The following is an 11,936-nucleotide window of genomic DNA, read 5'->3' as shown; positions in this document are numbered from 1 at the left end:
GCAAAGATGGCACCACAAGAAAGGTTTAGCATGCGCCGCATTGTAGAGGATCTTATTCGGGTCGATGGCGTCATCGGCAGCTTGCTCGTCGGCAAGGATGGTCTAGTTGTCGCCAGCACCTTACTCGATGAAGAAGACGCTGAAGTATTGGGCGCAATGTCGGCGGCAGTCTTTGGTGAGATCGACAAAGCGACCCGGCGGCTCGGCGTGGGTAATCTCGTAGACTCGATTATCGATGCCAAAGATGGTTCGATCTTGCTGTTGGAAGCAAAAGAACTGATCCTCGTCGTCATCACCCAGCGTACGGTGAATCTAGGGTTGGTGAAGATGGAGATGCGCCGTGCTGCTAAGCGGATCAGCGAAGCGGTGCCGATCTGATGGCACGGCGGGCGATGAGGGGTGACATAGGGCATCACTCGCACAATCAGAGCGTGCAGCGATACAGGGGCGACGCAGCGCGCGTCGCCCTTATGATTGCGTGGTTGTTGACCAGTATATGGTATACTGACCGCGGGCAACCAACCTATTTCTTGACGTAATGAGGTATGCATGGAACGCGCACTTCTGATTTTAAAGCCCGATTCGGTGCAACGAGGTTTGATTGGGGCGATTATCAGCCGGTTTGAGCAACGTGGCCTCAAGTTTCAGGGTCTCAAGCTGATGCAGGTTGATGAGGCGTTAGCGCGTCGTCATTACGCTGAACACGAAGGCAAGAGCTTCTTCAATGGGCTCGTTAGCTACATCACGTCAGCGCCGGTTGTGGTAGCTGTTGTGGCCGGCAAGCCGGGCACGGTGGAACTGGTGCGGGCGATGGTTGGCGCAACGAACCCGGCCAAAGCGGCTCCCGGCACGATTCGCGGCGATTTCGGCGTCGATATCGGCCGCAACTTGATCCATGCCTCTGACTCGCCGGAGAGCGGTGAGCGCGAAACGGCGATCTTCTTTCAGCCTCATGAACTCATCGGCGAGTGGAATCGCTCGCTTGACGGATGGATCTACGAGTAACGATGGTCGTGCAGCTCACGGGTGCTTAGCTCCCGTCAATGCGGTTGGCGCGGTCGGATGATCGCCGTCAGCCGCCACCTTGTCTATGCTAGTCGTGATGGAAGCGCATGCTACGGCGGAACAGATCGAAGCAGTCTGCACCGAGATCCGGGCGATGGGATTCACGCCTCATCCGATGCCCGGCCCGACCCGCACCGCGATTGGAATTACCGGCAATCAAGGGCCAATTGAACAAGCAGGCCGGTTGCAGCGTCTCCCCGGTGTGAGCCAGTTGATCCGGGTTACTGCGCCGTACAAGCGGGTGAGCCGCGAATTCAAAGAGCTGGATACAATCGTTGAGGTTGGCGGCGTCCCGATTGGCGGGAAAGGGATCACCATTATCGCCGGCCCGTGCACGGTCGAGAGCCGTGAACAGACCTTCAACGTGGCACAGGCCGTTCGGGCCGCCGGAGCGGTGATCTTGCGCGGCGGCGCGTACAAGCCGCGTACATCGCCGTATTCGTTTCACGGCTTGGGTGAAGCCGGTTTGCAGATATTGGCTGAGGCGCGCGCCTTGACCGGTCTGCCGGTAGTGACCGAAGTCATGGACACCGAGACGTTGCCGCTCGTGCTTGAATACGCCGATATGTTACAGATCGGCGCGCGCAATATGCAGAACTACTCGCTGTTGCGGGCCGTGGGGCGCACGCAACGACCGGTGCTGCTCAAGCGCGGTTTTGCCGCTACGGTGAAAGATCTGCTGCTGGCGGCAGAATATATTTTGGCCGAAGGCAACCCCAATGTTGTGCTGTGCGAACGTGGGATTCGCACGTTTGATGATAGTCTGCGCTTCACGCTTGATTTGGGTGCAGTGCCGCTGATCAAACAGCTCTCGCACTTGCCGGTGATTGTCGATCCGTCGCATGCCAGTGGCCGGGCCGACTTAGTCATTCCAATGGCACGGGCCGCGTTGGCCGCTGGTGCCGACGGCTTGATCGTTGAAGTGCATGACAATCCGGCCTATGCGGTGTGCGACGGCACGCAATCATTGGTGCCGGACAGTTTTGCCGACATGATGCGCCAATTGGCGCGCATTGCCGCGGCGATCGAGCGTCCGCTAGCAGGCAGCGTGTACCGCTGACGTTGCGTGGAGGTAAACGGTGGAAACACGGCGCTGGCGCGATCTCGATTGGGCTATTGTCGGCAGTGTGGCGGTTTTGCTTGTTATCGGCGGGATGGCCTTGCACAGCGCTACGCTCAATGCGGTCGCAGGCAATGGCTTGCCGCTGCGCCCGGTCTTTGATCGCCAACTCGTTTACATCGCTGTCGGGCTGGTGGTGATGGGTATGATGATGTTATTCGACTATCGCCTGCTTTCCAGTCTGGCGCGCCCTCTGTACGTTGGTATGGTGCTCTTGCTCACCGCAGTGTTGGTCATTGGCCGGGTGAGCGAGGGAGCGCGCAGTTGGATTGCGATCGGCGAGCGCACCTTCCAGCCCTCTGAATTGAGCAAATTGGTGTTGATATTGGCGCTGGCGGCATATTGGCAACGCTACGCCGATCGCGGCGGGAGTTGGCTGGCGCAATTGGGCAGCTTGTTGATTGCCGCAGTGCCGATGGCGTTGGTCTTTGTCCAGCCTGACCTCGGTACAGCGTTGGTCATGGCCAGCGTCTGGTTGGTGATGGCGTGGGGCGCCGGGATGCGACCTAGCCAACTCATGCTCTTATTCATTATGGCGGCGCCGCTCGGCTGGGTGGCGTGGCACTATGTGCTCGACACCTACCAGCAAGTGCGCCTCAGCACCTTTTATTACTTGTTGACCAACCCGGCGGTGGTTGATTTCAACGCGGCGTACAACGTGATCCAATCGCTCAATGCGATTAGCTCCGGCGGTCTGACCGGCGCCGGTTTGACCCGCGGCCTGTTTAGTCAGGGCAATTATGTGCCGGTGCAGCATACCGACTTCATCTTTGCGGTGATCGGCGAAGAGTTAGGCTTCATCGGCGGGATCGTCTTAATCATCTTCTTAGCCATCTTGCTCTGGCAGACGTTAACAGTTGCCAGCAAAGCGCGCGATCAGTTTGGCCGGATGATTGCGCTCGGCATTTTTGGCATGCTCTTCAGCCATACAGTGATCAATCTTGGCATGAACATGAGTTTGTTGCCGGTCACTGGTTTGCCGCTGCCGTTTGTGTCGGCTGGCGGCAGCTTTATGGTCATGACCCTCGCCGGGATCGGGTTGCTGCAAAGCGTGCAGTTGCGTCACCGGCAAATCACCTTCTAAGACGCTAATAACGCCTCGATGTCGGCCAACGTTGGCAAGGCGTTCCGCCCGCCAAGGCCACGGGTCTTGAGCGCAGCGGCGGCGCTGGCGAAGCGCAACGCTGCCGGCAGCGGATCGCCGCGCAAAAGGGCGAAGAGCAGTGCGCCGTGAAAAACATCGCCGCAGCCGGTCGTGTCGACCGGTTGGGTGGGAAAGGCGGGGGTGTAAATCATGTCACCGCCGTCGCAAGCCCAGCTTCCTGCCTCGCCGGCAGTGACGACAATCAGGCACCGGTAACGGTCGTGCAAGGACTGTGTCGCAGCGGCCAGATCAGAGAGGCCGGTCACAGCGCGGGCAAAATTGGCCGACACGACGATATCATCGCAGAGCGGCAGCAATTCCATCACCGCCGGCTTGACCCGTTCGGCGTCGATCATAATGCGCCCGCCGGCAGCGCGCACCTGTTGCGCGGCGGATAATGCCGCCGGCAAGTGGCTGTCAATCAGCAAGGCGCGGGTTTGGGAGGCGAGTTCTGGGGGGAAGACAAGGTCGGCAAGGCCGGCTAGTTCGTTGTACCACCAGACCGTGCGGCGGTCGCTGCCCGGCTCGGCCAGTACGAACGACACGTGTGATGAACCGGGGCGGGTGACCATGAACGAGGTATTGATGCCGAAATGCGCGAGTTCGGCCCGAATCGCGTCGCCGTAGTGATCGTTGCCAACGGCGCTCACTAGCGCCACCTTGGCCCCTAGCCGGGCCAGCGTAGCCAGTGCCGTCGCTACTGGGCCGCCACCCATCTCGGTGCGCCCAGCGAGAGGTTGTTTCTGGCCCAAAACCGGTGGCGTGGCCGCTACGCCTATCAGATCCCAACTGGCGATCCCGACCCCAATCACATCAAATTGCGGCATGTTAACTCCTAAGGCGGTATTGCCTATCATTGCCATTCAGCGAATGACTTGCTTTCCTGTGCTACAATAGCAAGGTGAATGATGCCAGATCAGTGCGCCAGCCGTCAAGAGGAGCGTTGTCGTGGAAGACCTGATTGCGCAGGTGCGCGCGCAGATGGAAGCGTTGGTCGGGTTGCCGACCGGGATGCAACTGCCGAACCCGCCGTCGTCGCCTGCTTCAGATACGCCGATTGCAAGCTACATTGATCACACGCTGTTGAAACCCGAAGCGACGTCTGATCAGATTGATCGACTGTGCAACGAAGCCGAACGTTATCGCTTCGCTAGCGTTTGCGTGAATCCACGCTACGTCGAGCGATGCGCGCACGCGCTGGTCGGGTCGCCGGTGCGGGTTTGTACGGTGATTGGCTTTCCCCTCGGCGCAACAACCACGAAGGTCAAAGTGTTTGAGACGGTGCAGGCCATTGGGCACGGCGCGCGCGAAGTCGATATGGTGCTAGCGGTGGGCGCGCTGCGTGGGCGCGAATACTATGCCGTTGCTGACGACATTCGGGCCGTGACCGATGCTGCTCATGCCAGTGGCGTGCTGGTGAAAGTCATCCTTGAAACCGGTCTGCTCACCGATGTGGAAAAGGTGATGGCGTGTCTGCTGGCAGTGCGGGCCGGGGCCGATTTCGTCAAGACTAGCACCGGTTTCGGTCCGGGTGGGGCGACTGTGGCTGATATTGCCCTGATGCGCGCGGCGGTTGGGCCGGCGATCGGGGTCAAGGCATCGGGCGGCGTGCGCTCGTTGGCGGCAGCGCAAGCGCTGATCGCCGCTGGCGCAACCCGCATTGGCACCTCGGCGGGGGTAACGATTGTGCAAGAAGCGGAAGGCGCTGCGCCGGAGCGGCCAAGTAGTGATGGGTATTAGCCAAGCTGCGAGGGAAACGGAACAAGATCATCACTGGTCAATCGCGATAGATACGCAAAAGCACAAGGAGGCGCGCGTGAGCATCCTGATCGATGCCAATACCCGATTATTGGTGCAAGGCATTACCGGTAAAGAAGGAGAGTTTCATACCCGCCAGATGCTCGACTATGGCACGAATGTTGTGGCTGGCGTGGTGCCGGGGCGTGGCGGCCAGACAGCGATCGATGGGCGGGTGCCGGTGTTCAATACGGTGTCGGAAGCAGTGGCGGCGACGGGTGCGAACACAGCGGTGATTTATGTGCCGGCGCCGTTTGCACCTGATGCGATCCGTGAGTCGGCGGCTGCCGGCATTTCCTTGATCGTGTGCATTACCGAAGGCATCCCGGCGCTTGATATGGTCAGCACCTACGCCTTTGTGCAAGAGTGCGGCGTGCGGCTGATCGGGCCGAACTGTCCCGGTCTGCTGACGCCGGGAGCGGCCAAAGTCGGCATCATTCCCGGCAATATCGCGATGCCCGGCCCGGTGGGGATTGTGAGCAAGTCAGGCACGTTGACCTACGAAGCGGTGGATGCCCTCACCCGGATTGGCATCGGCCAGAGCACGATCGTCGGCATTGGTGGCGACCCGATAATCGGCACCAACTTCATTGACGTGCTGGCGATGTTTGAGGCCGATCCGCAGACGGAAGCGATTGTGTTGATCGGTGAGATCGGCGGGACTGCCGAGCAAGAGGCGGCAGCGTATATCAAAGCGCATGTGACCAAGCCGGTCGTCGGTTTCATTGCTGGCCAGACGGCGCCTCCTGGCAAGCGTATGGGTCACGCCGGCGCAATCATCAGTGGCGGCGAAGGCACTGCGCAAGAGAAGATCGCTGCGCTGGAGAGCGTTGGGGTACGGGTGGCCCGGATGCCGACTGACATTGCCGGATTGGTGAAAGAGGCATTGGCCGCTCGCGCGGCGTTGGGATGAGGCACGGTAAGGGCGGCTGGTAAGGGCGGGTTTCAAACCCGCCCTTACTGTATCAGAGGGGCGGCCTCCAATCCGCCCCTCTCGATTACCGTGATTGATTCAAGGGGATCCGCAGCTCAACCGTTGTCCCCTGCCCGATTTCGCTGCGGATGCGCAGATCGGCCCCAATCAGGCGCGCCCGTTCTTTCATATTGAGCAAACCAAGACTGCCGCGGTTGGCATAACCGCTCTCAACGGCGGCGACATTAAACCCGCGCCCACGGTCGCGCACACTTGCAACAAAGTGATCTTCCTCGACGTAGAGGTAAATCGTAATCAGATCGCTCTGGGCATGCTTGCGGGCATTATTGACTGCCTCTTGGATGATGATAAAGACAGCGGCTTCGATTTCAGGCGGGAGCCGCGGCACTTGTGATGGCGCTTCGAGGCGCAGCTTGGTGTCATTGCCAGAGGGATCGCGCCAGCGATCAACGTATTGTTGCAGCGTGACTAGCAAACCTTGCGTCTCAAGGCCAAGCGGGCGCAACTCGAAGAGCAGGGTACGGATATCATGCGTCGTCTTTTGCACGAGTTCGGCCAGTGTATCGAGTTCGGCTGGCACCCGTTCAGGCATTGCCTTAAACAGGCGCTTGATAAACTCGATATTCATGGCGATGGCGGCAACGCTTTGGGTAGGACCATCGTGCAGATCGCGGGCAATGGCTGAGCGCACCTCGGCCTCTTTCTGCAATAGCCGGTCGCGCTCTTCCTTCAGGCGCTGATAGAGGCGAGCATTCTCGATCGCGATCGCTGCCTGCGCCGCCAGCGTTGTCAGCAATTGCATATCTTGCTCGGTGAACGGCTGACCATTGGCCTTATTGAGCAACTGCATCGCGCCAATGACCCGATCCTTCACCCGCATCGGCACACAGACGATCGAACGGGTGACAAAATCGGCTTCGCGGCTGATCGCATCGTACCAACGCGGATCGTGCTCGACATCGTTGACGATCTGGCCCACGCCGTGGGTAACAACCCAGCCAGCAATGCCGCGGTCGGCAGGCATCCGGTACTGGCGTTGCTCGCCGGGAATTTCTAACACCAGCTCGTGGGTATCTTCGTCAAGGATAAAGATCGAACAGCGTTCGGCGCCAACCACCTTCGGCGCGCGCAATTTGATATCATTGAGCAGGCTGGTGAGATCGAGATTGACTGCCAGCGACTGGCCGATTTCGTAGAGCAAATGGAGTTCGCGCAGATCGCGCTCGGCGCGGCGCAGCATCGCGAGCTTATCGGCTTCACCGCCAATGGCGCGCACCAAGAGCACGAGCAGCTCTTCATCAAGCGGCGGCGTGTTGCTCGATTGCTGGTTGACGCGGCTCACGACCAGATGGAGCAGGCCAACCCCTTGCCCGCCGCTTTGCAATGGCAACTCGATTAGATCGCGGCTGTCGTCGATCGAATATGAACCGACAATTGGTTCGCCGCTATCATCGCGTCGGGTGAATCCGTCACGAGCCTGCTCGATCAGCGAGAGCGTCTCGGCGTCGAGCTGGCCGCGGGTGACTTTGGTGGTTTCGCCGTAGGGAGAGATGTAGAGCAGCGCACCGGCTTGGGCTGGCCAGAAAGCAATCAAACGCTCAAGCGACGCCTGTAAGAGATCGGCCACTTCGTGGTGGCCGCCGGCAATAAGCAATTGGCTAAGCGTTTCCAGTTGGCGCTGATTAATCGCGAGCGGCGGCATACGATCACCTCGATCTGTGGCAACAGGCGTTAAACGCAATAGGGTGAGGACGTTTATCATTGTATATTGCCTGTACTGTAATGGATCGATGATAGTGCTGTCAATGGAATAACGGTTATGGAACGGTTCAAAATTTGTCATCGCAGTGAACTACCCCCAGGACGGATGCGCTACGCCGAGATTGATGGTCTGCCGATTGGGCTGGCGAATGTTGCCGGCACGATTTACGCTTTCAGTGATAGTTGCCGGCACGAGGGCGGGCCGCTTTCGGCAGGGATCTTAATCGAACACACAGTCACCTGTCCGTGGCATGGCTGGACTTACGATGTGCGTACTGGCAAGAGCATCGTGCCGCCGGTAGGCTTACGGATCGCCACCTATCCGGTCGAGGTGATCGACGACGAGGTCTTTGTCGTCATTGATTGGCCGGAGGTGTAACGAATCCCATTCTTTTTGATATACCAATATTGTAATCGATCTTTAATCTTGAGTAAAATACGACAAAATATAGTATTTAGTGAAACAAGATGTTACCGTTATCGTTTGACTTCTCGCTTCTGCGAGGGGCGATCTTGGCGTCCATCTCTTATCATTGCAAAACAAAGACTAAACTACGCTTTTCCCAGTCCCGTTGCACCCATGTGCGGTCACAGCAATGACACTGCTGCTGTGTTAGAGGCACAATGAGGGCAAAGACTGCCACAGCTACGCCGTGCGCGCGCTCGACGAATTGTTCAACCGCTCGGCCTTCAGCGCGCCGGTGACGGTCACCGCTGAACTGCGCACCGTCACACTGGTGATGAACGTCATCGTACCAACGCCGGTCGCCAGTGCAGTGGGGTGCAGCGTCTACATTGCCGGCTTCCTCGACCGACTCGACGGCGGGTTGCCGCAGTGGAATCCGGGTGGGGTGGTGATGACGCAGGTCAGCCCGATCCAATGGACGAACACCTCCACTGGGCGCGACGGCACGCAGCTTGAGTACAAGTACACCCTCGGCTCGCGGGACTCCGTTGAGAAAGGGGCGGCTTGCGAAGAGCTGGCTAACCGTCAATTGACGCTGACCTACGGCGCGAGCGGCGTTTAGACCGTCAACGACACGGTGTTCAACTGGCGCAACGTGACGCCGTGCAGGAATTGATCGTCACGTCAGCATAGGTGTAACAACCCTGCTCCCCCTTCTCCCACAAATGGGAGAAGGGGGATATTGCATCTGAAAGAACACTTGCGGCGGCATCATGGTGCCTGATAAAACGCAACCGGCACGCGACGGCTATCGTCAGATACACAGGGATACGTGCGGTGTGTGAGGAGGAGATATGAACACGCAAACCAACCGTCTGTTGCGAGCGCGCATGGGCCGGATGGTGGCTGGCGTTGCCGGCGGATTAGCCAACTATTTCGGGATCGATCCGATCTTTGTGCGGCTTGGCTTCGTGGTGGTGAGCTTTTTCAACGGGATCGGCGTGGTGCTTTATATCGTGTTGTGGTTGCTAATGCCGAACGAGGATGCCGCGCCAACCGACAATAACCTCGACGTGGCGGTGGGTGAGATGCGGGCCATCGTCGAGCGGATCATCGGCGATATTCAGGATATATTCCGCCGGTGACATGGACAGACGGACGGCTGTTCGTCTCTGAGACGCATGGCCGTCCGTCTTTACATGAATCCCCGCACGGCCACCGGCCCAAACCCCAAATAGTCGCAGGCGGTCAATTGATAATACACCCCATCAACCTGCCCTTGCACAGCGTTATCCCAGTCGTACCGGCGGTGGAGATGGCCGTAGATGCATGCCGTTGCGTCGCTGGCGGCAATCATACGGGCAAACTCGGTCGGCTGGCGATTGACGAACGGCGGGAAGTGGATCATCACAATCAACGGTTTGCCGACTGCTAAGGCGCGACCCGCTTTCAGCGCTCGATCCAGCAACCCCAGCTCGCGCTGGTAAATCGGCAGATCCTTCTCCGCAAAGCCGGGAGTTTCCGGCGTAATCCAGCCGCGGGTGCCGCAAACCACTGCCTCGCCGATGTCGAGCGCATCGGCGCCAATCAGGCGCAAGCTCGGCGGCAAGTGGCGGCGGATCGAATTGACGCTGCGCGGGCACCAATAGTCGTGATTGCCGCGAATCAGCACCTTTGTGCCGGGCAAGGCATCGATCCATTGCAAATCGATCAGCGCGTCTTGCAGTTTCATTGCCCACGAAATATCGCCAGCAATTAAGACCCAGTCGTTGGGCGCTACCCGGTCGCGCCATGCCTCGGCAATGCGATCGGGATGATCTTTCCAACCGGGACCGAAGATGTCCATCGGCTTGGGACGAGCGAACGAAAAATGGAGGTCAGAAATTGTCCAGATCATAGCGTCTGATAATAACAGGCATGGCGGCCCAATGCAACTGGCAAGAATAGCCACGAAGAGACGCAAAAGGCACAAAACGATGGTTGCGCCTTTTGTGGCTATCCCTGCCCCGGTGTGAAGGGTGGGGTGAGGGTGACAAAGCCCGCGGTGTGGGTTGGCCCGCACGGGAGATTACTTTGCATCGCGATGGGCCGAGCATCGCGCGGCCCCTACCGCGGCGGCGCGCAATGACAATGGGGGGCGAGGGGCGTGCCCGATGTCATTGCGAGGGAGTGGCGGCGTCCAGCGGAGCTGGATGCCGCACGACCGCAGCAATCTCCCGCTTCAGCGGAAACAGGCCCCTGAGCGGCTTGCTCCCGCGCTCGCGGGGAGTGCGTCGCTGCGCGCGGACCGAGCATCGCACGGCCCCTACCGTGGCGGCGCGCAATGACAATAGGGGGGGCGGGTGCTTTTTGGGACTATCCCTGCTCCGGCGTGAAGGGCCGGGCTATGCTGTCACAGTGCGCTGTGCAGGCTAGAGCGGGCGCTTGTTGCTCAGGGAGTTGACATCAAGCTGTTTGCAACCTCTTGTATTACTTTGCTTCCGAGAGATTCTTGAACGAGATCTTGCTGTCATCCCAACCGGCATTCAAGCCTAGATTCAGCGTGATCTGCTCGGAACTCTGGACAAGGTTTGCCGCGACAATCTCGCCATCTGGCATCGCTAGTACATATTCAAGCGTGCAACCGCCAATGAAGATCAAGCGACCCGCCGAGAAGAGATTTCCGCGGGCAATCATATCGCTGCCAACTTGCATTACCCGTGCAGCGAGTTCGTAGAAACGGTATGTTGTCCCTGATTTGGCCTGTAATAATCGGTCGGCCAGCAACGCACGGCTGAGGAACGATTCAGAGGTTGCGGTTCGCTTTACGACCGTTGTCGCGGTGCTCTGATTGGAACCTTCGGACGTTGTGACTGCGGTTGAGGTGGATGTGGAGGTGGAGCGATTGGTTGCGCTCCAAACAGGAAGGTATGAAGATCGCTAGCGAGGAAGGAAAGAATTTCAAGACCGCGCGTATTAAGTTTTGCCAATTGATCCGGTTTCTGGACAAGGGTAAATAGTTTAGGCGCTAGCTCTTTGAGCAACTGAGCAACCGAACCGGGAGCTTCGGCAGTCGCTGATTCGCTTGGCGGGAAGGTATAGACTTGCCAATAGTTGTCAGATGGTGGGCAAACACGGCGCGAACTGTATCGGCGTCGATCGAGGTTGAGATCGAGTAGAGCGTGTAGTCGGTGCGGAAGAGCGACATCAGCGTGGTTACACTGTTTGTTAAGCCAGTGATTGTATCGAGCAATAACTTAAGTTGTTCACGGCAGGCGAGATCAAGGCCATTGCAGCCTCGTCCCTGCGTTCTCTGCTATCTTTTGTGCCCTGCGCTGCATCGCTTGGTGGGGTCAACTGAGCCTGCAATTCTTCTAATAAGGTCTGGCTTAACGATAAAATCAGCTCATTCCCGCTCATCAACCAAGCGATTAACCAGAATAATCTGGTGGTTTTTTACTACCGAGCTTGTCAATTTGCTGGACAGTGGCAGCAGCGCAACGTTGCAATGCCCGATAGGCGGCAAGATGGGCGATGTGGCTCAGATGCTTCCGCTCGGTTGCGTCTAGCGTGATGGTACTGGCGGAGGATGACGAGGTGTTTTGGTCGTTCATAACCGCCTCCTATGCAAGTAGTTTTTATTGTAGCACTCGCACCGGCGTTTCTATCGTCGTATTGCCATATCAACGCATTAACAAAATATTCCTGTTCAGGTGCGGCAGTGCAACTG

The 11,936-nt window shown here is 58.4% G+C and carries 14 protein-coding genes; 9 read left to right on the top strand and 5 right to left on the bottom strand.

Annotated features, from left to right (window positions below; all coding sequences use genetic code 11):
* Positions 1-30: 30 nt before the first annotated feature.
* From U9R61_RS02530 to U9R61_RS02515, 4 genes are all read left to right on the top strand, one after another.
* Complete coding sequence (locus U9R61_RS02530; protein ID WP_066782570.1) at positions 31-378, top strand: roadblock/LC7 domain-containing protein; 348 nt, start codon at positions 31-33, stop codon at positions 376-378.
* 171 nt (positions 379-549) lie between these two features.
* A complete protein-coding gene (ndk, locus tag U9R61_RS02525) occupies positions 550-1,005 on the top strand; it encodes a nucleoside-diphosphate kinase (RefSeq protein ID WP_322487251.1) in 456 nt (151 codons plus the stop codon).
* A gap of 85 nt (positions 1,006-1,090) precedes the next feature.
* On the top strand, positions 1,091-2,125 hold the full coding sequence (aroF, locus tag U9R61_RS02520) for a 3-deoxy-7-phosphoheptulonate synthase (RefSeq protein ID WP_416208809.1): 1,035 nt from the start codon (positions 1,091-1,093) through the stop codon (positions 2,123-2,125).
* A 19-nt stretch (positions 2,126-2,144) separates the two neighbouring features.
* A complete protein-coding gene (locus U9R61_RS02515; protein ID WP_322487249.1) occupies positions 2,145-3,269 on the top strand; it encodes an FtsW/RodA/SpoVE family cell cycle protein in 1,125 nt (374 codons plus the stop codon).
* On the opposite strand, the gene U9R61_RS02510 is transcribed toward U9R61_RS02515, so the two are convergent.
* A complete protein-coding gene (locus tag U9R61_RS02510; protein WP_322487248.1) occupies positions 3,266-4,156 on the bottom strand; it encodes a sugar kinase in 891 nt (296 codons plus the stop codon). The genes U9R61_RS02515 and U9R61_RS02510 overlap by 4 nt on opposite strands.
* Positions 4,157-4,340: 184 nt before the next feature.
* Between U9R61_RS02510 and deoC the strand changes: the two genes are divergently transcribed.
* Both deoC and sucD read left to right on the top strand, forming a co-directional pair.
* Positions 4,341-5,069 carry a deoxyribose-phosphate aldolase gene (deoC, locus tag U9R61_RS02505; protein WP_416208815.1) on the top strand — a complete coding sequence of 243 codons (729 nt, stop codon included), beginning with the start codon at positions 4,341-4,343 and terminating at the stop codon, positions 5,067-5,069.
* Between the two features lie 76 nt (positions 5,070-5,145).
* On the top strand, positions 5,146-6,039 hold the full coding sequence (sucD, locus tag U9R61_RS02500; protein ID WP_322487246.1) for a succinate--CoA ligase subunit alpha: 894 nt from the start codon (positions 5,146-5,148) through the stop codon (positions 6,037-6,039).
* A gap of 85 nt (positions 6,040-6,124) precedes the next feature.
* Here the strand turns inward: sucD and U9R61_RS02495 are convergent, their stop codons facing one another.
* Positions 6,125-7,762, bottom strand: coding sequence for a GAF domain-containing sensor histidine kinase (locus U9R61_RS02495; RefSeq protein ID WP_322487245.1), 1,638 nt, complete (start codon positions 7,760-7,762; stop codon positions 6,125-6,127).
* Positions 7,763-7,879: 117 nt separating this feature from the next.
* Here U9R61_RS02495 and U9R61_RS02490 point away from each other — a divergent pair, with 117 nt between their 5' ends.
* From U9R61_RS02490 to U9R61_RS02480, 3 genes are all read left to right on the top strand, one after another.
* On the top strand, positions 7,880-8,200 hold the full coding sequence (locus U9R61_RS02490) for a Rieske (2Fe-2S) protein (RefSeq protein WP_322487244.1): 321 nt from the start codon (positions 7,880-7,882) through the stop codon (positions 8,198-8,200).
* 274 nt (positions 8,201-8,474) lie between these two features.
* Positions 8,475-8,849 carry a hypothetical protein gene (locus tag U9R61_RS02485; protein ID WP_322487243.1) on the top strand — a complete coding sequence of 125 codons (375 nt, stop codon included), beginning with the start codon at positions 8,475-8,477 and terminating at the stop codon, positions 8,847-8,849.
* Positions 8,850-9,081: 232 nt separating this feature from the next.
* Positions 9,082-9,372: a PspC domain-containing protein gene (locus U9R61_RS02480; protein WP_322487242.1), complete on the top strand. Its 291-nt coding sequence runs from the start codon at positions 9,082-9,084 to the stop codon at positions 9,370-9,372.
* 50 nt (positions 9,373-9,422) lie between these two features.
* Here the strand turns inward: U9R61_RS02480 and U9R61_RS02475 are convergent, their stop codons facing one another.
* The 3 genes from U9R61_RS02475 to U9R61_RS02465 form a co-directional block, all read right to left on the bottom strand.
* Positions 9,423-10,124, bottom strand: coding sequence for a metallophosphoesterase (locus tag U9R61_RS02475; protein ID WP_322487241.1), 702 nt, complete (start codon positions 10,122-10,124; stop codon positions 9,423-9,425).
* A 572-nt stretch (positions 10,125-10,696) separates the two neighbouring features.
* Positions 10,697-10,903 carry a hypothetical protein gene (locus U9R61_RS02470; protein WP_322487240.1) on the bottom strand — a complete coding sequence of 69 codons (207 nt, stop codon included), beginning with the start codon at positions 10,901-10,903 and terminating at the stop codon, positions 10,697-10,699.
* A 734-nt stretch (positions 10,904-11,637) separates the two neighbouring features.
* The gene (locus U9R61_RS02465) at positions 11,638-11,820 is read right to left on the bottom strand and encodes a hypothetical protein (RefSeq protein ID WP_322487239.1); all 183 of its coding nucleotides are present in this window, start codon (positions 11,818-11,820) and stop codon (positions 11,638-11,640) included.
* Positions 11,821-11,936: the final 116 nt, after the last annotated feature.

Source organism: Chloroflexus sp. (genome assembly GCF_034431535.1).
Lineage (GTDB): Bacteria > Chloroflexota > Chloroflexia > Chloroflexales > Chloroflexaceae > Chloroflexus.
Note: the sequence above shows the minus strand (reverse complement) of the source record. Positions and strands in the feature narration are given on the sequence as shown.

What these genes read in the sequence shown, in the direction of transcription:
- U9R61_RS02465 (WP_322487239.1), bottom strand. Translation starts at nt 11,820, where the DNA reads ATGAACGACCAAAACACCTCGTCATCCTCCGCCAGTACCATCACGCTA.
- U9R61_RS02490 (WP_322487244.1), top strand. Translation starts at nt 7,880, where the DNA reads ATGGAACGGTTCAAAATTTGTCATCGCAGTGAACTACCCCCAGGACGG.
- U9R61_RS02475 (WP_322487241.1), bottom strand. Translation starts at nt 10,124, where the DNA reads ATGATCTGGACAATTTCTGACCTCCATTTTTCGTTCGCTCGTCCCAAG.
- aroF (WP_416208809.1), top strand. Translation starts at nt 1,091, where the DNA reads ATGCTAGTCGTGATGGAAGCGCATGCTACGGCGGAACAGATCGAAGCA.
- U9R61_RS02530 (WP_066782570.1), top strand. Translation starts at nt 31, where the DNA reads ATGCGCCGCATTGTAGAGGATCTTATTCGGGTCGATGGCGTCATCGGC.
- deoC (WP_416208815.1), top strand. Translation starts at nt 4,341, where the DNA reads ATGCAACTGCCGAACCCGCCGTCGTCGCCTGCTTCAGATACGCCGATT.
- U9R61_RS02480 (WP_322487242.1), top strand. Translation starts at nt 9,082, where the DNA reads ATGAACACGCAAACCAACCGTCTGTTGCGAGCGCGCATGGGCCGGATG.
- ndk (WP_322487251.1), top strand. Translation starts at nt 550, where the DNA reads ATGGAACGCGCACTTCTGATTTTAAAGCCCGATTCGGTGCAACGAGGT.
- U9R61_RS02495 (WP_322487245.1), bottom strand. Translation starts at nt 7,762, where the DNA reads ATGCCGCCGCTCGCGATTAATCAGCGCCAACTGGAAACGCTTAGCCAA.
- U9R61_RS02470 (WP_322487240.1), bottom strand. Translation starts at nt 10,903, where the DNA reads ATGATTGCCCGCGGAAATCTCTTCTCGGCGGGTCGCTTGATCTTCATT.
- U9R61_RS02510 (WP_322487248.1), bottom strand. Translation starts at nt 4,156, where the DNA reads ATGCCGCAATTTGATGTGATTGGGGTCGGGATCGCCAGTTGGGATCTG.